Source organism: Mesorhizobium sp. WSM4821 (genome assembly GCF_055901555.1).
Map to the genome: position 1 here is coordinate 7,084,745 of NZ_CM148371.1, position 25,981 is coordinate 7,110,725.

Consider the following 25,981-nt stretch of genomic DNA (forward strand, 5'->3'; position numbering starts at 1 on the left):
AGGCCATGGACTTGGTGTCGCAAACGCGTCCGCTGTCGATCGGGATCATCGGCGACGGCTTCATGCAACCCAGCTTCTTCGAGCAGGCGCTGTCGAGGCGGCTCGCAGGGCGTGAGGCGACCTACCGGCAGATGCAGATCGACTGGCCGCTCAAGGTGCAGTCGACGAAGTTTGATCCGCATCTTCCCGTGGCCGAATTCGTCGGCCGCCCGGAGCACTATTTCGACTTCATCGCCGACCTCGATATTCTGGTGACGCACCTCGCGCCGATCACGGCCGTGAGTCTCGGGCATGCGCCGAAGCTGAAGATCATCGCGGTGTCGCGCGGCGGGCCGGTCAACATCGAGATGGCGGCCGCACGCGCCCGCGGCATCACGGTCGTCAACACGCCCGGCCGAAACGCCTCGGCGGTCGCGGAGTTCACCGTCGCCTCGCTGCTGGCGGAGACGCGTAACCTGATACGGGGCCATCTGTCGGTGGCGAGCGGCGAATTCCGCCGCGAATTCTACCATTATGACCATGCGGGCCCGGAATTGGGCGAACTCATGGTCGGCATCGTGGGCTTCGGCGACATCGGCTCGCGCGTGGCGCGGCTCCTGCGGCCCTTCGGCTGCCGCATCGTGATCTATGATCCGTTCCGGCAACTGACGCAGGAAGAGACCGAGGCCGGCATGCACAAGATGGAGCTGGACGAACTCCTGTCCCATTCGGACGTCGTCACCCTCCATCCGCGCGTCACGCCGCAGACCAAAGGCATGATCGGCCGCGCTCAGATCGCCTCGATGAAGCCCGGCTCCTACATCGTCAACACGACACGCGGCCAGGTGCTCGATTACGGCGCACTCTATGACGCGCTGGTGTCGGGACAGTTACGCGGCGCGGCGCTCGACACCTTCGATCCCGAACCGCCGCCGGCCGAATGGCCCCTGCTGAAGCTGCCCAACGTGACGCTGTCGCCGCACATAGCGGGCGCGTCGCGTTATTCCATCACCAAGGCCGCCGACATGATCGCCGAGGACATCGGTCGCATCCTGGAAGGCAAGCAACCCCTCTACCCGATGAAGTGAAACGGTGCCTGCAATGAACGACGAACAACGCGCGCTGAGAACCGAACTGATCGAGGCATGCCGCAGCATGAACAGCCTCGGTATCAACAAGGGCACGGCCGGCAACATCAGTGTCCGCCACGGCGACGGATTCCTGATCTCCCCGACCGGCATCCCCTATAAGGACCTGCTTCCCGAACACGTTGTGGCAATGAACTGGGACGCCACTTTCGCCGGCGACGTCCTGCCGTCGAGCGAGTGGCGCTTTCACCGCGACATCCTGCGCGCCCGGCCGGACCTGAAGGCGATCGTCCACACCCATTCAACGCATGCGACCGCCGTCTCGATCCTCGGCAAGGACATTCCGGCGATCCATTACTCGATCGCCGCGACGGGCGGCGCCACTATCCGCTGCGCGCCTTACGAGATCTTCGGCTCGCAGGCGCTGGCCGACGTCGTGGTCAAGGCCCTGGAGGGCGGCCGCGCCTGTCTCATGGCCCATCACGGCGTCATCGCAGCGCATGTATCGATCGCCCGCGCGCTGGCGCTTGCGGTAACGGTGGAGCAGTTGGCGCAACAGTATCTTCTGTGCCTGCCCTGCGGCGAACCGCCGGTGCTCTCGGACAGCCAGATCGCGGAGGTGCTGGTGAAGTTCAAGACCTACGGACAGCAGGACACGGCCGCGCCCGAAGGGCTGCGGCAGGCCTCCTGATCCAGGACATGGGCCCTTTCCTGCTCTGCCTCGATTCCGGGACGACAACCGTCAAGGCCGCCGTCTTCGACGGGCATGGCCGGATCGTGGCGACGGCGGAGCGCCAGAATCGAGCGCTGCGGCGCGAGGGCGCACGGATCGAGCAGGACATGGCCGCAACGCGCGACGACGCGTTTGCCGTTATGCGGGAGTGCGCGGCCGGGCTCGGCGGGACCCTCGACGGCATCCTCGTCACCGGCCAGGGCGATGGCCTGTGGCCGCTCGACACGCAGCTTCGGCCCGCCGGGCACGCCATGACCTGGCTCGACGGGCGGGTACGGCAGATCGCGGTCGAGCTGCAGGACTCGGGCACGCTGGACAAAATCCAGGCGGTGACGGGGTCGCGTCCGACCGCCGCGTCGCAGAGCCTCCAGCTGCTCTGGCTGCAGCGGAACGACCCGCAGCGTCTGGCGACGATCGCGCATGTGCTGCGGCTGAAGGAGTGGCTGTTCTTCACGCTGACGGACGCCCTGCTCGGCGAGCCGACGGCTGCCCTGCCCGTCTGGGGTGACTGGCGTTCGGGCGCCATGTCGCCGATCGTCCAGCGGACGCTCAACCTGCCGCGCGGGCTGGAGCTCCTGCCCGATTTCGCCCCCGTTGGCGAATGCCGCGCCATGCTTTCGCCGGAAGCGGCCTCGGCTACCGGCATTGCAGCGGGCACGCCGGTGCTGCTCGGACCAGGCGACGTCCAGTCGACCCTCGTCGGCCTCGGCCTCGGCATCCGGCCGGCGGTGACGCGCGCCTCGATCTTCGGCACCAGCGCCATCCATGCCTGCCACATCCTGGACCCGGCGCTGATGCGGGCGACGCCGCCTGGCGCCATGCTGCAGCGTTTCGTGCTCGGCGACGGCTATCTTTCGTTTCACCCGAGCTTCAACGGCGCGACGCTTTTCCAACACATCGGGCGCATCGCGGCTGGCCTGCCGGCCCATGCCGAACCTGCCTATTCCGGACTGATCCTGCACCCGTTCTTCGAGCCGGGCGGCGAGCGGGCTCCCTACACGGCACCCAATGCCACCGGCGCGCTGTTCGGACTTACGGCGCACGCCCGGCCCGAACAGATCGCCTGGGCCGCACGCGAAGGCCTGGCCTTCGTCGCGCGCATCAGCCACGACATGATGAACGCGCCCGCCGGCGTCCTCTCGCTCGGCGGAGGGCTGGCGGCGGACCCCCACTTCGCCGGGTTCCTCGCGACGCTTATGGGCACCCCCGTCGAGCGCACCAGCGAGGCCCAGGCCGGCTTGCGCGGACTAGCCGCCATCGGCGCGAGGCATCTGTTCGGCGCCGGCGACGCGGAACTCGCCGGCTCGTGGGTCGTCGCACCCGATGCCGTCGCCGCGCCGCGAACCGGCAAGGCGGCAGCGTATGCCCAGGACAAATATGCACTGTTCGTGAGCCTGCTCGATTCAATCTCGCCACATTGGCAAAGGATGGCTGCGATCCGTGATCTTGCAGACGACATGATGGAGACCACGCGCGCATGAACGGTGCCGACCTGCTCTGCGAGACACTGCTCGCCAACGATATCGACGTGTGCTTCGCCAACCCGGGCACGTCGGAAATGCATTTCGTCGCCGCGCTGGACCGTCAGCCGCGCATGCGCTGCGTGCTCGGCCTGTTCGAGGGCGTGGTCACTGGCGCGGCCGACGGCTATGCCCGCATGGCCGACAAGCCGGCGGCGACGCTGCTCCACCTCGGCCCCGGCCTGGCCAACGGCCTGGCCAATCTCCACAACGCGCGGCGTGCCCGCTCGCCGATCGTAAACGTGGTGGGCGAGCACGCGACCTATCACCTTGTGCACGATGCGCCACTCACCTCCGACATCGACTCCCTGGCCCGGCCGATGTCGCACTGGGTGGGGCGCGCTGAGACCGCCGATACGGTCGGCGAGCGGACGGAGGATGCGATCCGCGCCGCCCGCAGCACCCCGGGCCAGATCGCGACCATGATCCTGCACGCCGACGCCGCGTGGAGCGAAACGTCGCGCGGCATGCCGGTGCCGCTTCCCCCCACCCTGCCGGCAAGCCCCGACCAGACGCGTATCGACGCGGCGGCCGCGGCGCTGCGCTCGGGTCGGCGCACGACGATCCTGGCGACCGGAGCTGCACTACGCTCGGCACAACTCGAGCTTCTCGACCGCATCGCCGCGCGCACCGGAGCGCGCCTGATGGCGCAGCAGGCGAACGGCCGCATGCAGCGCGGTGCCGGGCGCGTGGCCGTGGACCGGGTGCCCTATGTCATCGATCAGGCCGTCAGCACATTCGCCGACACGGAACAGGTGATTCTCGTCGGCGCGCAGGCTCCAGTCGGCTTCTTCGCCTATCCCGGAAAGCCGGGGAGCATGTTGCCCGAGGGATGTCGCGTGCTGGACCTCTACGTCGCGGGCGAGGATCCCGTCGCCGCGATCGGAGCGCTGGCCGAGACGGTCGGCGCAAGCGAAGGGCCGGCGGCGCGCCTGGCGCCGCGGCATTCGCCCGAAATGCCGTCCGGGCGGCTGACTCCCGAGGCGATCGCGATCGCCCTAGCCCGGTTCATGCCCGCCGATGCGATCATCTGCGACGAATCCGTCAGTTCCGGACGCGACTTCTTCCGCAGCAGCTACGGCGCCGAGCCGCACGATTTCCTCCAACTCACCGGGGGCGCGATCGGGATCGGCCTCCCGCTCACCACCGGCGCCGCCATAGCGTGCCCTGATCGCAAGGTGATCGTGCTGCAGGCAGACGGCAGCGGCATGTACACCGTCCAGGCCTTGTGGACGCATGCGCGCGAGAAGCTCGACGTCGTCACCATCATCTTCTCCAACCGCCGCTACCAGATCCTGCTGGGTGAACTGAAGAATGTCGGGGCCGGAACGCCCGGCGAGAACGCCAGCCGCATGCTGAACCTCGACGACCCGGCGCTGGACTGGATCAAGCTCGCCGCCGGTATGGGCGTGGAGGCGGCGCGCGCCGAGACGGCGGACGGTTTCGCGGACCTGCTGGCGTCGGCGTGCCGGCGCAAGGGACCGTTCCTTATCGAGGCGATGATCTGAGGAAGCTGACATGGGAGCGATCACGAGGTATCCGCACTGCAGCCACTGGGGCGCCTACACAATCCTCGTCGAGGACGGCCGCATCGTCGGCGTCGAGCCATTCGAGCACGATCCGGCGCCCTCGCCGATCATTGATTCGATCCGCGAATGGGCGAAGCCCGACCGCCGCGTGCTGCGGCCGATGGTCAGATCCGGATGGCTCGAAAAGCGACTGGCGAGCGACCGCGGCGGTCGCGGCAGCGAAACCTTCGTGCCCATCAGCTGGGACGAGGCGACGAAGCTGGTAGCGGACGAGATCCAGCGGGTTTCCGGCGAATACGGCAACGCGTCCATCTTCGCCGGCTCCTATGGCTGGACGAGCTGCGGGCGCTTCCATCATGCCTCGTCGCTGCTCAAGCGCATGCTCAACCTCGCCGGCGGCTACACCGGACATGTCGACACCTATTCGATCGCGGCGGGGCCGGTGATCCTTCGCCACACGCTTGGCGACGACACCGCTTGCGGCGGTCAGGCGAACACGCTCGACGCGATCGCCAAGAATACCGAAACACTCGTGGTCTTCGGTGCGCTCTCGCCGCGGACGGCCCAGATCGAGGCCGGAGGCATCGGCAGCCATGCGCTGGAGACCTATCTGAGACGGTTTTCCGAGCGTGGGGTGAAGATCGTTCTCGTCTCGCCGCTGCGTGACGATCTTCCCGATTGGCTGGCGGCGGAATGGTGGCCGATCCGGCCGAACACGGACACGGCGCTGATGCTTGGTCTCGCTGGCGAGATCGTCAAGACGGGCCGCCACGACCGGGAATTCCTCGCCCGCTGCACGAGTGGTTCGGACCGCCTCCTCGCCTATCTCGACGGCAGCGAGGACGGCGTGCGCAAGGATGCGGCCTGGGCAGCCGGCATTTGCGGGCTGCCGGCGGACCCGATCGCGCAACTTGCGCGGCGCCTGGTCGATACGCGCAGCATGCTGACGGTGAGCTGGAGCCTGCAGCGGGCCCACCATGGCGAACAGCCTTTCTGGGCCGCCCTCGGCCTCGCCTCGATCGTAGGGCAGATCGGCCTGCCGGGCGGCGGCGTCGGCTACGGGTACGCCTCACTCGGCGGCGTCGGCGCGCCGTACAACATCGGCAAATCGCCGGCGATGTCGCAGCTCGCCAAGCCGATCGACAGTTTCATTCCCGTCGCCCGCATCAGCGACATGCTGTTGAACCCGGGCGCGCCGTTCACCTATCAGGGGCAGACGAGGAACTACCCGCACGCCCGGCTCGTCTACTGGGCGGGCGGCAATCCCTATCACCATCACCAGGACCTGAACCGCCTTTCCGAGGCGTGGACGCGGCCCGAGACGATCATCGTGCAGGATCCAATGTTCACGGCCACCGCCCAGCGCGCCGACATCGTCCTGCCGGCGAACACCTCGATCGAGCGCAACGACATCGCCGGCAACAAGCGCTCGGACTTCATCCTCGCCATGCACCGGGCGATCGATCCAGTCGGCGAGTCGAAGTCCGATTTCGATATATTCGATGCGATCGCCGGTAAGCTCGGCGTCGGCGAGCGCTTCAACGAGGAACGCGACGAGATGGGCTGGTTGCGCCATCTCTACGGGATCAGTCGGGACGACGCAGCCAGGCGCCTCGGGTTCGACATGCCGGATTTCGACACGTTCTGGGAGCAGGGCTACGCGCGCTGTCCGGTCAAGGCGGAGCACACCTACCTGGCCGAGTTCCGTGACTATCCCGAGGAATATGCGCTGGACACCGAGAGCGGCAGGATCGTGCTCGGCAGCGAAACGCTGGCAAAGCTCGACTATGCGGACTGCCGGGCGCACCCTGCCTGGATCGAGCCGGCGGAGTGGCTGGGCAGCGCCGGCAAGACCGGCCGGTTCCATCTCATCTCGCATCAGCCGGTCGGGCGCCTGCACAGTCAACTGGAGACTGCCGCGACGAGCCGGGCAATGAAACGCGGCGGACGCGAGCAGACGCGGATCAATCCCACCGACGCGGAAGCGCTCGGCATCGCCGACGGCGATTGCATCAGGCTGTGGAACGACCGCGGCGCCTGCCTAGCGACCGCGCAGGTGAGCGACAGCGTCCGGCAGGGCGTCGTCGTGCTCCCGACCGGCGCCTGGTTCACGCCCTCCGGCAACAGCGGGTTGGAAATCGCCGGCAATCCGAACGTCCTGACGCTCGACGTCGGCACCTCGCAGTTCGGCCAAGGCTGCTCGGCCCAGACTTGCCTCGTCAACGTCGAGCGCTATGTCGGCGAAACCGCCGACGCCTTCGACAAATACCACGAAAAACTGGTCGCTCTGGCGGCCGTCTGAGGGAGACAACACGAATGACCGCGCCCGCCATAAGCCGCTTCCCCGTTCCCGAGATCGCCAGCCTTCCCGACGACATCCGCGAACGCATTCTCGCCGTGCAGGAGAAGTCGGGCTTCGTGCCCAACGTTTTCCTCGTGCTGGCGCATCGGCCGGACGAGTTCCGTGCCTTCTTCGCCTATCACGACGCGCTGATGGACAAACCAGGCCCGATCACCAAGGCCGAGCGGGAGATGATCGTCGTGGCCACGAGCAATGCCAACCAGTGCCAGTACTGCGTGGTGGCGCATGGCGCGATCCTGCGGGTGCGCGCAAAGAACCCGCTGATCGCCGATCAGGTGGCCATCAACTACCGCAAGGCAGATATCACCCCGCGACAGATGGCGATGCTCGATTTCGCGATGAAAGTCTCCGCGCGCGCCTATGAGGTCGGCGACGCCGACATCGCCGATTTGAAGAAGCACGACTTCAGCGACGAGGACGCCTGGGACATCTCGGCCATCGCCGCTTTCTTCGGGATGTCAAACCGGCTGGCCAACGTGACCAGCATGCGACCGAACGACGAATTCTACGCGATGGGGCGCTGACCATGGCAAAAGGCTACAAGGATCTGCTCGCCGAGGCCGACGCGGTCGTCAAGTCCGTCACGGTGGCGGATGTTGTTGCCGCCACACCGGTCGACATGGTCCTGGTCGACATTCGCGATCCGCGCGAACTTGAGCGGGACGGCATGATTCCGGACGCCTTTCATGCACCGCGCGGCATGCTCGAGTTCTGGATCGATCCGGAAAGCCCCTACCACAAGCCGAAATTCGCGGAAGCCAAGACCTTCGTCTTCTACTGCGCCTCCGGCTGGCGCTCGCTCCTCGCAGCCAAGATCGCGCAAGAGATGGGGCTCGACGCGCGCAGCCTTCGCGGAGGCTTCTCGGAATGGAAGAAGGCCGGCAATATCATCGCCGAGCCCAGAAAGGACAGTTCTCATCGAGCAGATCGAGCTTGAGGGAACAGCAAGTATCACAGCGGGCCCGACCCAGACAGGAAGTTGGAACGCCTCGCCTCCATGACTGACGACCTTGACGTTGGTTTGCAATACGCAGAAACGCGCATTGCGCGGTGCAACGAGGAAACGAAGTGAAATTTCGCATCCCATCGGCGGACGCGCCGCCGGGCTCATTTGGTCAAATCCCCACTTGAGGCATGAGGAATGCAACATTTTGTCTAAATTTATCAAGATATTTCAAACCAGAACCTAAAGTCCTGTGGGTACAACGCACTCCAGACAATAACATTGGAGGCTAGCACATGACGTCTACTGCGCATCGGAACCGTTTTAGAAGAGTGGCGATTGCATCGATCGGGCTTGCTGTTTCCGCGCTTCTCGGCGCAAACGCGCAAGCAGGCGAGATGCGCAAGCCAAAGGAGGAGACACGGTCCGTCTACCTTGTCAAATATCGGGTAAACAACGATGTTCGCTACAACAAGAAGCCCGTAGGCAAGGTCGTTAAGATATCGACGTCCCGATACTTGAACAGCAACTCCTATGTCTGCACTCCGAGCGGCTTTGGTCAGAAAGCGCGCTGCTACACGCGAGGGTTCTCGAATCAGCCACGCGTTTAAATTGGACCTGGTTTGACGGAAGCCGCCGCGTCTGAAGGCCGCGGCGGCTCCGTTTTGCGCGGTTATCGAGAATTCGCCTTAAGACGCGAAATTTCTTTGCTTACCCGATCACCTTTGACCAGTTTGCGCGCTTCATCGTCCCGGCGAGCGGGATTGTGACGAAAGACATACCATCTTCCACCGATGGAAGGCTTCTGATAAACGACGCCATTTTTTCGCGGTGCAGGAAACATGTGATTGCACCGCTTCTTTCCAGACCCCCTTTCGCTACTTTGCTGGTCCAGAGAGCGCGCATGCAGAGCTTGCCCCCATTGGTCGCATACCAGTTTCCCTCAGCATGGGACGAGGCTTTCCCTTTTGCGCGACCAAGCGGCGAACGGCTTCCGATTTGCAGAGAACAGCCCGCGAGCAGTTGTCTCCGCAGAATAGAACCCACCGCCGTTTGCCATTTCCAGGTGCGGCAGGCATAGAGCTTTTCAAGCGCTGAGGCCTTCATTGGCGTCGCGGCAGCGGCGCGTTTTGCCATAGTGTCGCTCGCCGGTTGTTTGTGAAGAGCGGCGTAGGCATTGCCAGCAAGCAAGAACACAAACAGGGCCGCACTTGAGACAACCAACGGATCGAAAACATTTTACTTCCTATCCAACAAGGCAATTCCAGTAAGACTGCGTAAGAGTCCTGCGTTGGGACCGCATATGACCAAAGGGATAGAGCGGTTCGGCCATCTGGGAAAGCCGAACCACTCTGTCGAACGACTTGGATCAGTCCAGTGGATGGTTGGCCACGCGCCAATCAGGCCGGCCGACATTTCTCGGCCATGGATAGACTTCAAGATCGTTGAAGTAAACAACGGCTGTCATGTCCGGGAACTCGGCATGCGGCTTGTTTGCTTCCGCAGCCCAGTCACGAACATATTCGTCGTTACCTTCGTAGCCAAGCTCCGCAATGGCGATAGGTTTGCCGAATCCCGTCACACGGTCATAACCCGGCTTTGTCCGCTCCACAAAAGTGGTATCACGGCCGACCTCCAGCTTGTCATAGGGCTGATAGCCAAAGACGGACAGACCGATAATGTCGACATACTTGTCGCCAGGATAGAAGGCTTTCAGCCCTTCTTCCCCCTTCGGTGACCACATGTATTGGGCCGTCGGAAGATGCTTGCGGCATATGTCGATGACATGCCTGTAGGCGTTCACATAACCTTCAGGGTTCCAGAAAGCCCAGGTGAATTGCCCGTCATTATCCTCCATTTCCTGCGCCCAGCGGATCGTGACGGGGCTTTTCAGCTGCGCCGCCGCAGAGCAGACCGCTGACATATTGGCATCGTAGCGCCCGCCCAAAATCCCGGCGAGCAAATCCTCAGGACTTACACGCCAGTCCCTCGCCCAGGACCACGGCTCGACCGTGATTAACAGGGAACGTCCACGCTCACGCGCATAGGCATCTGCGACGCTGAGCGTTGCCAGATCAACATCTTCCCAAGGAAGAAAAAGGTGTTCGATTTTTGAGTTGGAATCGTTGGTATAATCCGCGTGCGGATCGTAGGCGCCGGGGGTTACGGAGTCAGCCGTAATGATGGGACGCTTGTCCCGAAACTGATTGCGGCTGTCGACACTCGCTCCCGACACGCCGCTGGCTGCATAGACACCACCGGAAATGCATGCGCTGCAAAGCAAGGCTGCTGATAGTTTAAAGAGACTTTTCAAGACCCCCTCCTTTTTTACTGTTCAGATTGCTGTGCCGCACCAAGTGCGGCTTTGATGGCATTGAGTTGACGGGAAACCAGATCGGTGGACACCAGCTTGCTGGCCTCGTGGTCTTCGTGAACCTCGGCGTGACGGAACACATACCACTCACCAGCGGGCTCGCGCTTTTGGTAGATCGTTCCATTATCGATGCGATGCGAAAAGCAGGTCTTGGCGGGAAATGCGCCTTGTTTGGAATGCCATGTCGCGTTGAGACACATCCAACCTGTCTCGGTGATGATCCAGCGGCCTTCCGCCCAGGATTTGCCCGTCTCACCGTCGGTCCATGCCGAAAATTGCCGGTCCGCGCCCACCATTCGTCCGGCTCCGCTGTCCCACTGCCAGCTTTTGTCTCTATAGAGAACGTAGATTTCGCCTGCTGTCATGCGGCGTGCCCCTTCCGGCAGAACGGAAACCTGTGAGGAAGAGGCAAAGGCCGGTGCAGCAATGCAGGACACTGGCCAAGCGACTGCTGTCAGCATCCGGAAACCTGACAGCAATAGAGCCCGCTTGAATTCAGAGAGTGCCACGGGAACCTCCTGCCATCTCGAGATGAGCGGCGCCCGTCAACTGTCCTCGATGGGCATGTCCCGTCGCATCAGGAAGCGCGCCCGGGAAATTGTCATGCCGGTTCGTAGCTGAGCGGCCGATGGCCGAAACACGGAAGCCAATTTTTTCTGCAACGCCTGGTTCAAAGGCATTCCTGAGATCGATCAAGACCGGCTGGCGCATGGTCTTCTTCAGGCGCACGAGATCGAGCTTTCGAATGCTGTCCCATTCCGTGATAACGACCACAGCTTCGGCGTTGCACGCGCATGCATAGGGATCGTCAAAAAATTCGACTTCGGACAGGAGTTGACCCGCATTCTCCATGCCCACGGGATCATGGGCACGGATCTTGGCGCCGAAACGCTGCAAGGTTTCGATAAGCGGAACAGAGGGTGCATCGCGCATATCGTCCGTATCGGGTTTGAAGGTGAGCCCCAGAACCGCGATCGTCCGCCCTTCGACGTCGCCGCCCAGAGCGTCCATCACCTTCAGCGCCATGCGGCGCTTGCGTGCTTCATTGGCGGTCACTGTTTCCTCGACGATCCGAACCGCTACCCCATAATCCTGCGCTGTGCGCAGAAGAGCCATCGTGTCCTTCGGGAAACAAGAGCCCCCGTAGCCCGGGCCGGCATTGAGGAAGCTTGTGCCGATGCGCTTGTCGAGACCCATGCCCAGCGCGAGTTCTCCGACATTGCTGCCGACTTGCTCGCAAAGATCGGCCAATTCATTGATAAATGTAATCTTGGTCGCCAGGAATGCATTGGCAGCATATTTGATCAGTTCGGAAGTGCGGCGCTGGGTGACGACGATCGGCGTCTTTTGTGCTTCGAGAGGTGCACCGTAGAGTTCCATGAGAACGTTGCGCGCCCGCTCATCCTCAACACCGATCACGACACGGTCGGGTTCCATAAAATCGCGGATGGCGACGCCTTCGCGCAAGAATTCCGGATTTGACGCAACGGAGAAATTGCCTGCCGTACGTACAGATCCGATGATCTTCTGAACTACATCGCCGGTGCCCACCGGAACGGTGGACTTCACCACCACCACGGCGCCGTCGTCGATCAGCGGCGCAAGTTCGCGCGAGGCCATATAGACAAACGACAGATCAGCATCCCCATGACCGGCTCGCGGTGGCGTCCCAACCGCGATGAAAACGACCGATGCCCCCTTGACCGCCTCAGCCAGGTTGCACGTGAAGCTCAACCGGCCTACCGCTGAATTGCGTTCCACCAGTCCATCCAGACCGGGCTCGTAAATCGGTACGATGCCGCGTACGAGACCATCTATTTTCTGAGCGTTCTTGTCCACGCATGCAACTTGGTGGCCCCAGGCCGCGAAGCATGTGCCGCTGACCAAACCGACATAGCCTGTTCCAATGATCGCGATCTTCATGTGTTGATTGCCTTCTATCGCTGATTTGAATTGCTGGGAGCATTGGTGCGCCAACGTGGATTGAAGACGGTTTTGTGAAGAGCGCGACCACCGACGCCTGCCCCGGCAATTGAGAAGCTGTCGTCGAACAGGGAAAAGCTTTTGGTTCCCCAGGCGAGCGCCTCGATGCCGTCGCGTCCACGCTCGACCGTGGCGAAACTGGTAACCATCAAAAGGGCCATGAAACTGCTTGCCAGCGCGGGGCGATAGGCGCGACTTTTTATCCGCACGTCATTCTCCCTGCCATGCTGCAGCAAGATCATGAAAATCAGCAGCAAGTAAAAGCATGCATTGATGATGGCGAAGACGAAAAAGCCGCGCGTTTGATACGCATCCTGCACGAACACGACCGGCAGAATGGAGATCAGGACCACGAAGGCATACGGCGCCAGCACGCGAAACGGTAGCGGATCGACTTCGGACGTGCCTTTTGGCGTGACGCGAAAATCAACAAAGGATCCGGTCATCCAGTCACGGAACGCGGCAAAGGTTCCAGCCAGACCCCACGGCCAGCGCGCCAGCAAAAACAGCATCGCTTCCCAACTGAAAATCTTGCCGTCGATAGGCCGAAATGTGCGACTCGATCGCCACCAGAATGCCAGAAGCAGGAGCATAAACGACTGCGGCATGAAATGGAGCAGAAACTCTGGATAAGTGACGTCGATGAAATTGTCGCCCTGGATCAGTACGATCACGGGCAACAGGAATGTCAGAGCAAAAAAGAAGGCGTAAAGCGGGTACCATAACTGCGAAAATAGGAATTGAACCTTCAAACGCAGCGGCAAGTGTCCGATCAGTTTTGGTGAGTATTGCAACAGGATCGTCACCAGGCTCCGCGACCACTGGAACTCCTGCGTTACAAGATCGGCAAACGTCCGTGGGCCGTCGCCATGGGCGATGGCATCGAGCGCGTGAGCCCCTCGCCAGCCATGGGCATTCATGAACAGCGTTGTGGAATGATCCTCGGCGAGTTCTGGCCCCAGTCCACCGATTTCCTTCAATGCCGCTGTGCGCACCGCATAGTGCGATCCGATGCATATGGGCGCGAAGCCATTATTGTATCCGGCTTGCAGTGACCCGTGCATGCTCGCTTCAATGTAGAGGCGGCCACGCGCGGACCAGCTTTCATGTGCATTGCGATCGCAAATGCTGGGCGCGGAAACGTAGCCGATTGTCGGGTCGGCAAAAGGCCGCAACATGTTATAAAGGTAGTCCGGTTCGGGAACATGATCGGCATCGAGCTGCGACACAAAATCATATCGGTCGTAGCCATAATGATCGTAGAAGAAAGCCAGGTTGCCTTCCTTGCAGCGTGTGCGGCGAGGCCAGGACTGGCGATGGTAATCGACGCGACTTTTGCGGGTGGAAACGAATACGCCATGTTCGCGGCACCATGCGAGCGTTGCGGGCGATGGATCCTCATCGGCCAGCCACGTGTCGTGAGGCACGTTCTGGGCCAACATCGCCCGCAAGGTTTCGGCCACCACCTTAAAAGGTTCTGATGGAGCCTTGGTGACCACCATGGCCACGCGACTTCCTGCGGAAATACGCAGCCGTCCGTGCGGCCGGCGTGCATTGAAGAAAATGGTGATGAAGTAGGCTGGCAAAAGCGTTATCCACGCCAAAAGCGCCGTCACCAGAATTGAGCCGACCATGTTGATGTGGGTGGCTCCGAAAACCCACCATTGCCAGAAGAATGCGACGGCCATCGCCCACAAAACCGCACCCACAATGTACTCGACGCGCTTTCGGCCGGTGAAGACCGGCACCATCAGCGGTTCTTCCCTGTCAACAGACAGCGCGATGGGCGGCGTGCTCATGACCGCACCTCAAGCCCGAAGAAGGGAGCCGCCGTGCGAATTATCGTATCGAGATCGGAATAGAGCGCCTGAAAGCCAAGTTTTTCGGCAGCGAGTGCCGGATCGGCATAAAGCACCGGAGGATCGCCCGCACGACGAGCGCGCATCTCGACCGGCACGTTGCGACCTGTCAGCCGGCTGATCGCTTCGAGAATTTCCTTAATGGATGTACCACGCCCGCTGCCAAGATTGACGGCCAGATTGCCACCGCAGTTGATCAGATGTTCGAGCGCCAGCACATGAGCGCGCGCCAGATCCGCGACATGAATATAGTCGCGAATGCAGGTGCCGTCGGGCGTATCGTAATCCTGGCCATAGACTTCGAGAAAATCGATCCTGCCTGCAGCGGCCATCATGGCTCGCGGAATAAGATGTGTTTCTGGATCGTGGGTTTCGCCGATTTCCCCGTCGATATCCGCGCCGGACGCATTGAAATAACGCAGCGCCACGTAGCGCAGCGCATAGGCAGCCGAATAATCGGCAAGCATCTGCTCCGCGATGAGCTTCGTGCGTCCATAAGGACTGATCGGACGCTGGCTCTCGCCTTCGCGGATCGGTAAGCGATCTGGAATGCCATAGGTAGCGCAGCTTGACGAGAAGATGATATTGCGCGTTCCGCTTCTCTGGCAGGCGTCCAGCAGCGATTGGGTCCCGGTGACGTTGTTCTGATAATATTTTGCCGGTTTCTCCACGGATTCGCCGACATAGGCCGATGCAGCAAAATGGATCACCCCGATAGGGCGATACTCCTCCATGACCTGGGTCAACCGCTCCGAGTCAAGGATATTGCCTTCAACGAAGGCGCCCCATCGGACGGCTGACCGGTGACCCGTGGATAGATTGTCGTAGACAATCGGATCATAACTCTGCCTGGCCAAAAGCTTGGCTGTATGGCTGCCGATAAAGCCGGCGCCACCAACGACAAGTACGTTCTTGCCGGACATCAGGCGGCCTCCGCCAGCATTCCGGAGGGCTTCCTCAGCTGCCGTTCGAAATAAGCGATCGTCGACTTCAGACCATCGGGCAACGCCACGGTTGGTTCCCATCCAAGTTCTCTCTGGGCCACTGTGATGTCGGGCCGACGCTGGCGCGGATCGTCCACAGGCAACGGGCGATAGACGACTTTGGAGCTCGAGCCGGTCATTCCCACGATCTGCTCGGCCAACTCACCGACTGTAAATTCGCCGGGATTGCCGATGTTGACAGGCGTGTGGATCGCCTGAGGGCCGTACATGAGCCGGTAGAAGCCCTCGATCAGATCGTCCACGTAACAGAAGGAACGCGTCTGCGACCCGTCGCCGTAGACTGTGATGTCCTCGCCCTTGAGCGCCTGCACGATGAAGTTGGAAACGACCCGGCCATCGTCCGGACGCATGCGCGGACCGTAGGTGTTGAAGATGCGCACGATACGGATGTCGACGCCGTATTGCTGATGAAAATCGTAGAACAGAGTCTCGGCAGAGCGCTTTCCTTCGTCATAACAAGAGCGCGGACCGAAGGAATTGACATTGCCCCAATAGCTTTCGGGCTGCGGATGCACATGGGGATCGCCGTAGACTTCCGAGGTGGAAGCCTGGAAAATCCGCGCCTGGTAATGTGCTGCCAGTTCCAGAAGATTGAGCGCCCCGATCACGCTTGTCTTCATCGTATGAACCGGGTCGGCCTGATAGTGCGGCGGAGAAGCCGGGCAGGCGAGATTGTAGATCTCGTTGACCGGCAGATCGAGCCGGTCCACGATATCGTGGCGCACAAAGCTGAATGTGTCGTAGCTCAGGAGGTGGCGCAAATTCTCTAGCCGCCCCGTGGAAAAATTGTCTACACAGATAACAGAATGGCCGTCTTGCAAAAGACGTTCGCACAGATGTGATCCGAGAAAGCCGGCCCCACCTGCGACAAGTACCCTCCGTTGCGAGGAAAGATCAGATTTCAACTTTGCAGACTGAAATGCGATACTCACGGGAGCCCCTCATTCATAAAAATCCTCAGTGCCAAGAGGAAGGAATGTAGTGTCTAAAAATGCACTGAGACTTCAGGATTTCTTCCTGTAGTGAATCTGAGGATTTCTAATACCTTCCCGGTTCCTACGTTGCGATATCAGGGAATCCGGAAACTTTTCAAAGCGTCCATTTTTGCAGCTGACCCGCCGCAGACATTGTTTTTTGATGGAGACGGGGTGCTTCAAGCGATTCGATTGCCTGCGCCGAGATCGATGCTGCCACTGGCCTTTTATCTCGAACCGAGCCAAGAAACCCATTCATGGTCGGTTCAGGATCGAGCCGCTAATGGCTATCGTTTGTTGACTTGGTCAACAATACTTAACTAATCCACAAGATTGATCCTTTAGTGTATATAAAATTATGTTTATATTATACCCATACACGTAGGAGGCGGATATGCTTGCATGATGCGGATGGACTTCTGGGCTATATTACTGAATTCCATGAACGTCTGCGTAATCCTGGCTGCAGTTTCCGTGGCCTGTCGTGATTTCGCTCCTTTCCCGGGTTCGGCTCACCTCAGTATTTCTGATCTTTATCGATCCTCTCCATTCAGGATGATGAAGGTGCCTTCCGGCCTGCTGCGAGCTGTCATTATCTATTTCTTTTGCCCGACCTGGATCGGCGCGCGCTTTTTTACGACAAGAAGGAGGTTGGAGAGCGGCGCTTATCACTTCCATCGCAAGCTTCCCCTTCATGTCCTTTTTGCATACAAGCTGGCAGGTCGGAATGTTTGTCTATGCGGTCGGTCAGTTGCTTCCCATGGCGATGACCGTGACATATCTCCTGAAGCAGCGCGGCGTTGCGACCTTCCGGATCGTGGCTGGAGGCAGTAATGTCAGATAAGACGGTCCCACCTAACGACATGGAGCCGACATCTGTCGAACGTCGCCGCTGGCCGCGCATGTCGCAGGATCCACGCGGTGAGGATGAGGTGGAGAAGGCCGTCCTGACGCCGTTGCGCTTTGAGACGGAAATCCTTCCACCAATCCAGCAGTTTGCTGCCTGGCGGGAGCATATGGCGGTATTGATGGATACGCGCCTGCCGAACAATGTGGGTCCCGAGGATGGATTTGTCGTCCAGCAGGCGGTGTGGAATCTGGGCGGCATGCTTTTATTGCAACAAACTGTTCCTGCCTTCAGTTACGAACGCTCGCCAGACGCGGTGCGGTTCAGTCCAATTGACCATTGGCAGATCACCGTTCTCCGCGCCGGTCGGACCTGGACCGGAGTTGACGGACGCGTCGCACAAAATGAACCGGGCATGATTGAAATCCGCTCGCTCGGCCATCCGTTTAGCGGGCGGGCGCTGGCAACGGAGTCGATCAGCCTAATCGTTCCCGTCGATTTGTTTACAGATGGCGGTAGCTTGCCGGCGACGAGCAACAACGTCGTTTTGGGTGGACACCGAGCCAAACTTCTGATCGATCTTATGTCAAGCGTTGAAGCCAATCTCGATCGCTTCACGCAAGATGACCTTCCGAGAATCAAAGACCGTTTGCGGAAAATGATACTCGACGCCGTTACACCTTTGGTGGATCGTGATGACGGCAACGATCAGATCTCACAAATCGGATTGATGACGCGGGCGAGACGCTTCATTTCGAGCAATCTTGCCTCGCCCGGCCTGACGCCGGATGCTCTCGCCCGGGAACTGGCGACCTCGAGGACACGGCTCTATGAGCTTTTCGAAACGTCCGGCGGCGTTGCTAATTACATTCGTCGACGACGTCTATCCGCAGCTCATGCAATATTAGCGGATCCCTCCGACACCCGAAAGGTCGCCGAAGTTGGTCTAGCAATCGGCTTTGATTCAGCGGCGAATTTCAGTCGAGCTTTCACGCAGCAGTTCGGGTATAGTCCGAGCAACATACGCAAGCAGTCGTCCGAATACTACATCTACCTGGATAGGAACACAGGCAATAAACCAAATATCACATTCGAAAGCCTGCTGCAAACTCTCGGTCTTTTTTGATTATAACTGGGGCAATTATTATATTTGCATCAAAGATGTCGATGACGACTTTTTGCATCTAAGAAATCGATCAACCTTCTGTGCCTAAAATCGGAAATTTTCGAATAAGCCGCATGTCGCCGATAGTAGAAGAAACGCCTCTTCGATAGTAGGCCTCGCGATGTAGATCTCCCACTACCATCTTCCAACACTCCTTTGGCGCCGTGCGGGGAAGCCTTCTCGCGCGAAAGCGCTTGCGTTCCCATGAGGCCGGCGGAACGGACATGCGCATTGAGATCCGCCTAGCGCCGGCGATTCCCAAGGCACAGCAGTAATAAGACACGTCCATCTCGACCTCGGTGTGCGCAATGCTCGCAGCATCCTGCGGTAAACGATCGGGCGTGACCGCATGAGCGGCGTCGCCAAGCAAAACCGCTCTTGCGCGGATGAACGAGGGCATTGGATCGAGATCGAGGATATCGGTCCAGATCAGCCAGTCCGCCGTGGTCCGGTCGAGAACCTCAGGGACGGGATCGTGAACGCCGGAAAACGTCGCCTGTACTCCGGCATGATCGCTCTGAGCCAGTTTGGGGTCGTCAACACGGTCGGCGCTGCAGCAGGGCAAACCAGTATACTCTTTCGCCGGGAATCGTGGCCAGACCGATGCGTTTGCCGGCGCCCCAGCTCTCGGAAAGACGCGCGGGATCCATTCCTTGGGGGAGCCCGGGCGCGATGGCGCGCCAGCAGGCGTAGCGGGCGAAATGCTCGCGCGACTGCGGAAACAGCGCCCTACGAACCGCGGAGTGAATGCCATCGCAAGCGAGCACCAGCTCGCTTTCCACAATCTCCCCATTTGCGAAGCGCAGGGCAATGTTCTCACCAACCGGCCGTGCATCCCCGCATTCCATGTTGGTGCGAATGATAGAGCGCGGTAGCTCCGAAAGAAGGGGCCTGTGGAGATCGCCGCGATGCAGTACGGCCGGCCATGCTGAGGTGACCGTATCGCTGGCTGAAGCGCTGAAAATCCGTGGATTGGAGAACTTGTCCCTTGTCGTCGAGAAGGTCGAGTCTGTGTATTGGCTGCGCCTCGGCCACAACCGCTTCGTAGAGCCCGAGCGTACGAAGGGCACGAAGCGCGTTGGCGCTTAAGACTGAGACCCGCACCCAGAGGTTTCAGTTCGCTCGCCTGCTCGTAAATCTCGGTCTCCCATCCGAGGAGTTGCAGACCCTTGGCAACTGCAAGTCCGGCGATGCCAGCGCCAACGATGACTGCACGCATATTCCTGCTCCCTTTCGCCTTTGTCACGCGGCAAACACTTTGCGACACCAAAGCGTTCCTGGCGAAGAGCGAGGAACGACACAGCTAGTGCCTTCTCCGGTTTCACGCGGAGGGAGTTCTCCGGTATGGCGTATCCATGCGTTTGAGATTCGCGAAACCGTGCGATTAGCGTTAAATACTTTGCATGGACATGAGCCAGACGCAGAGTTCAGCCGACGCTTCGGTCACGGTTGCATTTATCGATCTTGCGGGCTTTAGCGCCATCGCGGACGTTTATGGAGATGCAGCTGCAATCGATGTTCTCCAGATTTTCGAGAGCATGGTCCGCAAAGCACTGAGCGGCTATGGACCTCCGATCAAATGGATCGGCGATGAGGCAATGCTTTCATTTCCCGAGCCGGAGATCGCGATCCAGGTACTTGGAGAACTGTTGCAGGCATGCCGAAAAGAACCGCGCCTGCCGCTAACCCGGGCGGCGCTGAACCATGGGCCGGTCATCCGCAGGGCAAATGACCTCTTTGGATCGACCGTTAACATAGCAGCACGCATTGCGTCGCTCGCTTCCCCCGGCCAATTGCTGGCTACTCGAACCATCGCCGAGGCGGCCGCCGCCAAAGGCATCCTGACGAAGGAACTCGGAAAAGTGGCGCTGCGCTCGGTCGCTGAGGAAGTCCCGCTTTATGAGATCGAGCTTGCGCCGTCGCCTGACCCGGCCTGGATCGATCCCGTGTGCAAGATGCATGCTCCGTATGCATCCTATCGACGGGCTGCTCCAGAAGGGCCTTGGTTTTGTTCGCCGCGTTGCGAAGAGGCATATCGCAAGTCGCCGCAGACCTATCCGTTCCCTCGATGACCGGCAGCCTCCGGTAGCGGCCTTTTTTGTCAGTGCCATGTTTCAGTCAGCGTCGACAGCATCGCTATTGGGTCGGTACTGCATTCGGTACTGCATCGCCGTGGCATTTCCCTTAAGCCTTGATTTTTATCCGCTTTTTCGTCTCAGTCCGTGCCATCCACCATTGGGCGCAACTGCCCTGTCTCCGAAACATGACTTATCGAAAAATACCGTCAGTAACGTCGGAATTTCCTGATCATAAGGCCGTTCCGCTCATCCGGCCGGTCGTCCTCGAAAAGCCACAGCCCCTCCTCCACATGGCGAAGCGCTTCCTCCTTCTGGCCCTGCGCCTGGCAGAACTCGGCAAGCTGAAGATAGGCCCACGGCGACGACAGGTTCTTGGCACGCAGCGCAATGCGCGTGTCCATGTCGCCATCGCGTTCGGCGAAGGAATCAAGGATCGCCATAAGCCCGAAGTCATCGAATCCATACTCCTCCACGCCGCGGCGGGGACCGATCCGGGCCGGCAGCTTGTCCCAAGCCTCCTGCGCCAACCGCCGAAATTCGGACGAGCCCTTCCTCGCCCAGAACTTCCGCATATTGCGCCGCCGCACCGTAAAAGGTGTCGTATGTTCCTTCCGTCTCGCGCAGGAAGAGATCGTGAGCGAGTGCCAACGGATCTGGCTTGGCGGTCCGGCACGCAGCGAGGTGAATACGCTTCGCATGAGTGAGCAGCGCGGTGCAATAGCCGTGGGAATCGTCGATATTCTCGACGGCGCGCTCGATCTGGGTGCTCGCATACTCCGCAAGCTCGACGACCAGCGCCGCACGGGACCGGAGGCTAGTTCGGCCAGCATGTCCAGCGCGGCATCCACGCCGGCAGCCCATCCTGACGCCCGCCGGTAATCGACGAAGCCACGGATACGGGTCGCGTCAAGGATCGCCTCGCGACAACTGCGATTCGAGCGCCTTGTCGTCAGCGCCCGCGGCCGCCGTCGCGATCTCAAGCTTGCGAAGCAGCGCCGGATCCCTTTCGGCGATGTCCATGATCATCCCGGCCAAGGCATCGACGCTCCTAGTCCAGAGATAGCCCCGAACCCGCGCAAGCGTGTCGCCGCTGTCGGCCTCGCCGGAGGCAACCGCGGCATTCGCCGCCAGAGCCACCGCCACCATGTGCTTGCACAACCCTTCGCGCTCGAAGGCCGGACACGAGCACTCGCCATCGATCGCCGTACGTTGGCCGGTGATTACGGTACGGTAATACTCCGTTCCGGCAACCCGGGCGAGAATCCGGGTTGGCTCGATGCCTAGAATGTCCACCATCCGTCTTGGAAATAAGCCTCCCCGCGCGCGAAGACCGCGTCGCCGGCAAGGTCTCTGAGGGCGTGTGGATCAAATCGCGGGTGGCTTTTCGAATTTATATCACCGGATGGAGCAGACCGTCGGTCTCGATAAGGTGGAGCGCAGCGTAACCGAGGCATGCAGGCGAAACCACTGGCCGGTATGTCGATGCCACATGACCTCGAAGCGGGTTTCCACAAGATGGTGCTCCAGATGATCGAGCCGCGTGAAGGCACAACCGAATTCCTCGCCTAAGTTCTCCGCAAAGCCGGAACAGTACCGGGTGATGAAGCTGTATTTGCTGCCGTGCCACTTGCCGAAGACGGGATAGTTGAACTGCGTCGGGCGAATCTCTGGCAGAAAACGCGGCTTGAGCGTTCCTGCGATATTGCTCGCAGATGGTCGCGACTGCAGTCTTCTCCTCCTGGGTCAGAGCTTTGACCCGAATCCATCTGCGTTCCTGCCTCGGCATATTCCGCTCCAGCCAATCAAAGAGAGTAATACGGCAGGTACAACTTTTCTTGCCCATTGTGCCAGCTCAGAGGCCTTGGAAGGTCATTGCCAGCGTGCCCGGATGGCGGCAGTCTGGGATTCCTCTGCCCGGCGCCTACTAAAGGCCGATCAGCTCCGAGACCAGGGCGGACAGACCCGTCGCCTCGGTGTCGCTGTTTAGCGGATATCGATCCTGACCGGCATAGACAACGTACTTGCGTGTCGGTGCGGCATCTTCGCAGGCGAGATGAAAGCCCTTCTCGATGCGTGGCGCCAGACCGCGCGTGATCTCGATCGCCCATCTTCCATGTTTCGGAATGTCGAGAAGCAGATCAATTTCGGCGCCCGCCGATGTGCGATAGAAACTTGCCGAGCTATGCGCCGGCGCTGCCGAAATCAAATTCTCGATCGCAAAGCCCTCCCAACTCGTACCGACGACCGGGTGGCCCGAGAGCTGGTCGAAATCGATGATACCGAGAAGGGCGTGGAGCAGCCCGCTGTCCCTGACATACACCTTTGGCGATTTGACGAGCCGCTTGCCGATGTTGGCATGAAAAGGCGGCAGCCGACGGACCAGCATCAGATCGGCGAGCAGGTCAATATAGCGCGTCACGGTCTGCGCGCTGATGGCGAGCGAGGCAGACAGCCTGGATGCATTGAGCAGGCTCCCCTGCCCGTGCGCCAGCATGGTCCACAAACGCTCCAAGGTTTCGGCAGGAATGCGCGGCCCGAACTGCGGAACATCGCGTTCGAGGTATGTGCGAATGAAGTCGCGGCGGACATCAAAGCTTTGCGTGTCATCCGCAGCGAGGAAGGAATCCGGAAAACCGCCGCGTACCCACAACGCAAGAAGGTCCTCTGGGGTTCGTGCAGCCTCGGCAACATCAAACGGCCCCATCTCAATATAGGCAATGCGGCCGGCCAGCGTCTCGCCGGATTGGCGCAGCAGATCGATTGAGGCCGATCCCAGGACAAGAAAACGTCCGGTGCGATGCCCGCGCCGCCGACCTTGATCGATCAGTCCACGCAGCGTCTGAAACAGTTCCGGCGTGCGGTGGATTTCGTCCAGGATCACAAGCCGATCTTCGTAGGCTCTGAGGAACAGTGCCGGCTCGGCAAGCTTCGCGCGATCTTCCGTGGCTTCCAGGTCGAGATAAAGGGATGGCCGCTCATCGGCTATGCTTTGAGCGAGAGTCGTCTTGCCGACCTGTCGAGGTCCAATCAGTCCGACGGCAGCCTGCCGTTGAAGGGCGGTGTCAACCAGCTTGCGTGCTCTTCGCTCGATCATCCTTGCAAATTATCCATGATGCGGATGATTTGCAAGGATAGATAGCTGGAAACGACTCACGCGCTGCATTCCTGGATAATAGCCGCTTCCCAGCTTGATCGGCTTATCTGAGTGTGAACCGGCTCGGGGTCTCAGCGCCGATCGGCTCGAGAAGTCATTGAAAATTCGGTGGCCGGCGGGCTTCGTCCGGATCATGGATCGAGACCATGTCGACATAATCGGTGCCGAGGCGCTTCAGCGTTCCCTCGAGCGAGCGCATCACGGCATCGCGCGAATAGTCGAATTCAGCGCGGAATGAACCGGGCTGGTCCCACAGCGCCGGCTGAAGGTCCTCAGGAGGGATCGGAACGAGGTCGTAGCCGATCTTCGACGAGATGACGATGTCGGCGCGCGGCAGCGACTTGATCGCCAGCCCCAGCCGGGTCTCGCTCACACCGAAGCCATAGACCGGCGCTGTGTCGAAATAGCGGATGCCATTCTCGTAGGCCGCATGCACCGTCTTGACCGCAGCATCCGTGTCGACGGCGCGGTACATGTTCCCAGCCCGGTTCCGCCAAGCCCGATCGTCGTCACCTTCAGGCCGTTCTTCGCTACAGCCCTGAACTTGATCTCTGCCATTTTGCTTCCCTTGCCGTGTTCTATATTCCCGGGAGAGTCTTATGCTGGTGGCTGACCCGCCCCGCGATCATGTCCGCCGCCTTTTCGGCGATCATGACGACGGCGGCATTGGTGTTTGACGACACGATGCTTGGCATCACCGAGCTGTCGCAGACGCGCAGGCCTTGAAGGCCGCGCACACGAAGCTCGGGATCGACGACGCTCTGCGCATTGCCGCCCATCCGGCAGGAGCCGACCGGATGGTAGGCGCTGCGGCCGTGCTCGCGGGCGAAGGCTTCGAGCGCTGCACGCCCGTTCATTGCCGCGCCCGGAAGGTGCTCGCGGCTGATGTATTTGGCGAATGCCGGCTGCGACAGGATCTCGCGGCTGATCTCGATGCCGTCGATGGCGCGCTCGAGATCGTAACGTTCAGCGAAGGGATTGGGATCGATGATTGGCGGATCGCGCAGATCAGCCGATTGCAGCGTGACGCTGCCGCGCGAACGGGGGCGGACATGGTAGGAGTTCAGCGTGCAGCCATTGCCGCCGGGAACAGAGCCGATGCCTTCCTCGACACCAGCGCCAGGCAGGAAATGGAACTGGATGTCAGGAGTTTTCTCAGTGCGGTCGCCCCACCAGAAGCCACCGGCTTCGACGATGTTGGACGCCACCGGTCCTTTGCCGAACAGCGCGTATTCGAGACCGGCGACCGCCTGCCAGCGCATCTTCTTGTAGCGATCGATGCCGTGCGGCCCGTTGAGCTCGGCGACGACATCGACATCCATGTGATCGTGCAGGTTCTGGCCGACGCCGGCGAGGTCATGGATCACCCTAATGCCATGTTCCCCGAGATGCGCGGCCGAGCCGATTCCCGACAACATCAACAGCTTGGGCGAGCCGATGGCGCCGGCGGTGACGATCACCTCGCGGTCGGCGCGCAGCATTTCGGTGCGGCCATTGACGACGATCTCGACGCCGATCGCACGCCCGTTTTCGACAACGATGCGGCTGACCGTGACGCCGGTGCGTAGCGTCAGGTTCTTGCGGCCAAGCGCCGGCCTGAGATAGGCGACGGCCGTGCTGCTGCGTTTCCCCAGACGCGTCGTCGTCTGGTAGAATCCCGTGCCTTCCTGCTGGCCGGCATTGAAATCGGCCCTGAAGGGAAGGCCCGCCTGCTGCGCCGCCTTGACGAAGACCCGCGTCAGCGGATGCGGCGCGCCGCTGGAGACGCCAAGCGGTCCATCTATGCCATGTTGCGGGCAGGCGAAGGTGTCGTTGCCCTCGGAGCGCCGGAAATAGGGCAGCACCTCGGCGTAGCTCCAGCCCGCACAGCCATCGTCGGCAGCCCATCCGTCATAATCGTCAGGGCAACCGCGGGTGAACACCTGGGCGTTGATCGAGGAGCCGCCGCCGAGCACGCGCGCTTGCGGATAGACCATGGTGCGGCCGTCGATCGCCTTGCCGGGCGCCGTCTCATAGCCCCAGATCAGCGGCCCGGACGTCATCTTGAAGAAGCCGACCGGCAGATGGATGTAGCGATCGGTGTCGGGCGGGCCGGCCTCGAGCAGGACGACTGACAGGTCCGGATCCTCGCTCAGCCTGGCCGCCAGAATGCAGCCGGCCGAGCCGCCGCCGACGATGATGTAGTCCGACATTTTCGCTCCCTTTGCGTGGGCGCAATCAACGCCCTGCCCTCCCGTGTGCGACGATCTCAAGCCGCTTGTGCCGCGTCAAGAGAAAGGGTATGGTTATCGTGTTGAAGGGTTGTCGTACAAGTGGACGAACTTGGCAATCCCCTCTTTCGGAGTCCCGGCCGCGCTCCCCGCGCAAGCCGCCGGGCGGGAAACAGAAT

25 protein-coding genes and 1 pseudogene are annotated in these 25,981 nt (G+C 60.8%); 11 read left to right on the forward strand and 15 right to left on the reverse strand.

Features of this window, described 5'->3' with window-relative positions:
* Positions 1-5 precede the first annotated feature (5 nt).
* The 8 genes from AC0NID_RS34505 (at position 6) to AC0NID_RS34540 (ending at position 8,765) form a co-directional block, all read left to right on the forward strand.
* Positions 6-1,067, forward strand: coding sequence for a 2-hydroxyacid dehydrogenase (locus AC0NID_RS34505; protein WP_473455014.1), 1,062 nt, complete (start codon positions 6-8; stop codon positions 1,065-1,067).
* Positions 1,068-1,080: 13 nt separating this feature from the next.
* Complete coding sequence (locus AC0NID_RS34510; RefSeq protein WP_473455015.1) at positions 1,081-1,758, forward strand: class II aldolase/adducin family protein; 678 nt, start codon at positions 1,081-1,083, stop codon at positions 1,756-1,758.
* 8 nt (positions 1,759-1,766) lie between these two features.
* Complete coding sequence (locus tag AC0NID_RS34515) at positions 1,767-3,281, forward strand: FGGY family carbohydrate kinase (RefSeq protein ID WP_473455016.1); 1,515 nt, start codon at positions 1,767-1,769, stop codon at positions 3,279-3,281.
* Positions 3,278-4,828, forward strand: coding sequence for an acetolactate synthase large subunit (locus tag AC0NID_RS34520; protein WP_473455017.1), 1,551 nt, complete (start codon positions 3,278-3,280; stop codon positions 4,826-4,828). Before AC0NID_RS34515 ends, AC0NID_RS34520 begins: the two co-directional genes overlap by 4 nt.
* 10 nt (positions 4,829-4,838) lie before the next feature.
* On the forward strand, positions 4,839-7,151 hold the full coding sequence (locus AC0NID_RS34525; protein ID WP_473455018.1) for a molybdopterin-dependent oxidoreductase: 2,313 nt from the start codon (positions 4,839-4,841) through the stop codon (positions 7,149-7,151).
* 14 nt (positions 7,152-7,165) lie between these two features.
* The gene (locus AC0NID_RS34530; protein ID WP_473455019.1) at positions 7,166-7,735 is read left to right on the forward strand and encodes a peroxidase-related enzyme; all 570 of its coding nucleotides are present in this window, start codon (positions 7,166-7,168) and stop codon (positions 7,733-7,735) included.
* Positions 7,736-7,737: 2 nt separating this feature from the next.
* Complete coding sequence (locus AC0NID_RS34535; protein WP_473455020.1) at positions 7,738-8,148, forward strand: rhodanese-like domain-containing protein; 411 nt, start codon at positions 7,738-7,740, stop codon at positions 8,146-8,148.
* Positions 8,149-8,450: 302 nt separating this feature from the next.
* Positions 8,451-8,765: a hypothetical protein gene (locus tag AC0NID_RS34540; RefSeq protein ID WP_473455021.1), complete on the forward strand. Its 315-nt coding sequence runs from the start codon at positions 8,451-8,453 to the stop codon at positions 8,763-8,765.
* Positions 8,766-8,827: 62 nt separating this feature from the next.
* On the opposite strand, the pseudogene AC0NID_RS34545 reads toward AC0NID_RS34540, so the two are convergent.
* From AC0NID_RS34545 to AC0NID_RS34575, 7 genes and pseudogenes are all read right to left on the reverse strand, one after another.
* Positions 8,828-9,291 (reverse strand): annotated as a pseudogene (locus AC0NID_RS34545) (DUF995 domain-containing protein).
* A gap of 232 nt (positions 9,292-9,523) precedes the next feature.
* Complete coding sequence (locus AC0NID_RS34550; protein ID WP_473455022.1) at positions 9,524-10,468, reverse strand: glycoside hydrolase family 26 protein; 945 nt, start codon at positions 10,466-10,468, stop codon at positions 9,524-9,526.
* 14 nt (positions 10,469-10,482) lie between these two features.
* Positions 10,483-10,989, reverse strand: a complete 507-nt coding sequence (locus tag AC0NID_RS34555) for a DUF995 domain-containing protein (RefSeq protein ID WP_473455081.1) — start codon at positions 10,987-10,989, stop codon at positions 10,483-10,485.
* Between the two features lie 34 nt (positions 10,990-11,023).
* Positions 11,024-12,451, reverse strand: a complete 1,428-nt coding sequence (locus tag AC0NID_RS34560) for a UDP-glucose dehydrogenase family protein (RefSeq protein WP_473455023.1) — start codon at positions 12,449-12,451, stop codon at positions 11,024-11,026.
* A 14-nt stretch (positions 12,452-12,465) separates the two neighbouring features.
* Positions 12,466-14,310, reverse strand: a complete 1,845-nt coding sequence (locus AC0NID_RS34565; protein ID WP_473455024.1) for a glycosyltransferase — start codon at positions 14,308-14,310, stop codon at positions 12,466-12,468.
* Positions 14,307-15,293: a UDP-glucose 4-epimerase GalE gene (gene galE / locus AC0NID_RS34570; protein WP_473455025.1), complete on the reverse strand. Its 987-nt coding sequence runs from the start codon at positions 15,291-15,293 to the stop codon at positions 14,307-14,309. The genes AC0NID_RS34565 and galE overlap by 4 nt, the downstream gene beginning before the upstream one ends.
* On the reverse strand, positions 15,293-16,306 hold the full coding sequence (locus AC0NID_RS34575) for a UDP-glucuronic acid decarboxylase family protein (protein WP_473455026.1): 1,014 nt from the start codon (positions 16,304-16,306) through the stop codon (positions 15,293-15,295). The genes galE and AC0NID_RS34575 overlap by 1 nt, the downstream gene beginning before the upstream one ends.
* A gap of 875 nt (positions 16,307-17,181) precedes the next feature.
* On the opposite strand from AC0NID_RS34575, the gene AC0NID_RS34580 reads away from it, so the two are divergent.
* On the forward strand, positions 17,182-18,321 hold the full coding sequence (locus AC0NID_RS34580; protein ID WP_473455027.1) for a helix-turn-helix domain-containing protein: 1,140 nt from the start codon (positions 17,182-17,184) through the stop codon (positions 18,319-18,321).
* Between the two features lie 70 nt (positions 18,322-18,391).
* Here AC0NID_RS34580 and AC0NID_RS34585 read toward each other — a convergent pair whose 3' ends face one another.
* Both AC0NID_RS34585 and AC0NID_RS34590 read right to left on the reverse strand, forming a co-directional pair.
* Positions 18,392-18,925 (reverse strand): hypothetical protein, encoded by a 534-nt coding sequence (locus AC0NID_RS34585; RefSeq protein WP_473455028.1) that lies wholly within the window; start codon positions 18,923-18,925, stop codon positions 18,392-18,394.
* Positions 18,897-19,142 carry a hypothetical protein gene (locus AC0NID_RS34590; RefSeq protein ID WP_473455029.1) on the reverse strand — a complete coding sequence of 82 codons (246 nt, stop codon included), beginning with the start codon at positions 19,140-19,142 and terminating at the stop codon, positions 18,897-18,899. The genes AC0NID_RS34585 and AC0NID_RS34590 overlap by 29 nt, the downstream gene beginning before the upstream one ends.
* A gap of 621 nt (positions 19,143-19,763) precedes the next feature.
* Between AC0NID_RS34590 and AC0NID_RS34595 the strand changes: the two genes are divergently transcribed.
* Positions 19,764-20,432, forward strand: a complete 669-nt coding sequence (locus AC0NID_RS34595; RefSeq protein ID WP_473455030.1) for an adenylate/guanylate cyclase domain-containing protein — start codon at positions 19,764-19,766, stop codon at positions 20,430-20,432.
* A gap of 212 nt (positions 20,433-20,644) precedes the next feature.
* Here AC0NID_RS34595 and AC0NID_RS34600 read toward each other — a convergent pair whose 3' ends face one another.
* Positions 20,645-21,010: a hypothetical protein gene (locus AC0NID_RS34600; protein ID WP_473455031.1), complete on the reverse strand. Its 366-nt coding sequence runs from the start codon at positions 21,008-21,010 to the stop codon at positions 20,645-20,647.
* Between the two features lie 61 nt (positions 21,011-21,071).
* Here AC0NID_RS34600 and AC0NID_RS34605 point away from each other — a divergent pair, with 61 nt between their 5' ends.
* Complete coding sequence (locus AC0NID_RS34605) at positions 21,072-21,317, forward strand: hypothetical protein (protein ID WP_473455032.1); 246 nt, start codon at positions 21,072-21,074, stop codon at positions 21,315-21,317.
* A 27-nt stretch (positions 21,318-21,344) separates the two neighbouring features.
* Here AC0NID_RS34605 and AC0NID_RS34610 read toward each other — a convergent pair whose 3' ends face one another.
* The 5 genes from AC0NID_RS34610 to AC0NID_RS34630 form a co-directional block, all read right to left on the reverse strand.
* The gene (locus AC0NID_RS34610) at positions 21,345-21,734 is read right to left on the reverse strand and encodes an SWIM zinc finger family protein (RefSeq protein WP_473455033.1); all 390 of its coding nucleotides are present in this window, start codon (positions 21,732-21,734) and stop codon (positions 21,345-21,347) included.
* Positions 21,735-21,833: 99 nt separating this feature from the next.
* On the reverse strand, positions 21,834-22,166 hold the full coding sequence (locus AC0NID_RS34615; RefSeq protein ID WP_473455082.1) for a DUF3024 domain-containing protein: 333 nt from the start codon (positions 22,164-22,166) through the stop codon (positions 21,834-21,836).
* A 196-nt stretch (positions 22,167-22,362) separates the two neighbouring features.
* Positions 22,363-23,532, reverse strand: a complete 1,170-nt coding sequence (locus AC0NID_RS34620) for an ATP-binding protein (RefSeq protein WP_473455034.1) — start codon at positions 23,530-23,532, stop codon at positions 22,363-22,365.
* A 154-nt stretch (positions 23,533-23,686) separates the two neighbouring features.
* Complete coding sequence (locus tag AC0NID_RS34625; RefSeq protein WP_473455035.1) at positions 23,687-24,067, reverse strand: aldo/keto reductase; 381 nt, start codon at positions 24,065-24,067, stop codon at positions 23,687-23,689.
* A 103-nt stretch (positions 24,068-24,170) separates the two neighbouring features.
* Positions 24,171-25,784, reverse strand: a complete 1,614-nt coding sequence (locus AC0NID_RS34630) for a GMC family oxidoreductase (RefSeq protein ID WP_473455036.1) — start codon at positions 25,782-25,784, stop codon at positions 24,171-24,173.
* Between the last annotated feature and the right edge of the window lie 197 nt (positions 25,785-25,981).

Bases quoted from the DNA above. Each gene is read 5' to 3' on its own strand.
- AC0NID_RS34505 (WP_473455014.1), top strand. From the start codon at position 6: ATGGACTTGGTGTCGCAAACGCGTCCGCTGTCGATCGGGATCATCGGC.
- AC0NID_RS34510 (WP_473455015.1), top strand. From the start codon at position 1,081: ATGAACGACGAACAACGCGCGCTGAGAACCGAACTGATCGAGGCATGC.
- AC0NID_RS34515 (WP_473455016.1), top strand. From the start codon at position 1,767: ATGGGCCCTTTCCTGCTCTGCCTCGATTCCGGGACGACAACCGTCAAG.
- AC0NID_RS34520 (WP_473455017.1), top strand. From the start codon at position 3,278: ATGAACGGTGCCGACCTGCTCTGCGAGACACTGCTCGCCAACGATATC.
- AC0NID_RS34525 (WP_473455018.1), top strand. From the start codon at position 4,839: ATGGGAGCGATCACGAGGTATCCGCACTGCAGCCACTGGGGCGCCTAC.
- AC0NID_RS34530 (WP_473455019.1), top strand. From the start codon at position 7,166: ATGACCGCGCCCGCCATAAGCCGCTTCCCCGTTCCCGAGATCGCCAGC.
- AC0NID_RS34535 (WP_473455020.1), top strand. From the start codon at position 7,738: ATGGCAAAAGGCTACAAGGATCTGCTCGCCGAGGCCGACGCGGTCGTC.
- AC0NID_RS34540 (WP_473455021.1), top strand. From the start codon at position 8,451: ATGACGTCTACTGCGCATCGGAACCGTTTTAGAAGAGTGGCGATTGCA.
- AC0NID_RS34555 (WP_473455081.1), bottom strand. From the start codon at position 10,989: ATGCTGACAGCAGTCGCTTGGCCAGTGTCCTGCATTGCTGCACCGGCC.
- AC0NID_RS34560 (WP_473455023.1), bottom strand. From the start codon at position 12,451: ATGAAGATCGCGATCATTGGAACAGGCTATGTCGGTTTGGTCAGCGGC.
- AC0NID_RS34565 (WP_473455024.1), bottom strand. From the start codon at position 14,310: ATGAGCACGCCGCCCATCGCGCTGTCTGTTGACAGGGAAGAACCGCTG.
- galE (WP_473455025.1), bottom strand. From the start codon at position 15,293: ATGTCCGGCAAGAACGTACTTGTCGTTGGTGGCGCCGGCTTTATCGGC.
- AC0NID_RS34580 (WP_473455027.1), top strand. From the start codon at position 17,182: ATGTCAGATAAGACGGTCCCACCTAACGACATGGAGCCGACATCTGTC.
- AC0NID_RS34595 (WP_473455030.1), top strand. From the start codon at position 19,764: ATGGACATGAGCCAGACGCAGAGTTCAGCCGACGCTTCGGTCACGGTT.
- AC0NID_RS34600 (WP_473455031.1), bottom strand. From the start codon at position 21,010: ATGCGGAAGTTCTGGGCGAGGAAGGGCTCGTCCGAATTTCGGCGGTTG.
- AC0NID_RS34610 (WP_473455033.1), bottom strand. From the start codon at position 21,734: ATGGTGGACATTCTAGGCATCGAGCCAACCCGGATTCTCGCCCGGGTT.
- AC0NID_RS34620 (WP_473455034.1), bottom strand. From the start codon at position 23,532: ATGATCGAGCGAAGAGCACGCAAGCTGGTTGACACCGCCCTTCAACGG.
- AC0NID_RS34625 (WP_473455035.1), bottom strand. From the start codon at position 24,067: ATGTACCGCGCCGTCGACACGGATGCTGCGGTCAAGACGGTGCATGCG.
- AC0NID_RS34630 (WP_473455036.1), bottom strand. From the start codon at position 25,784: ATGTCGGACTACATCATCGTCGGCGGCGGCTCGGCCGGCTGCATTCTG.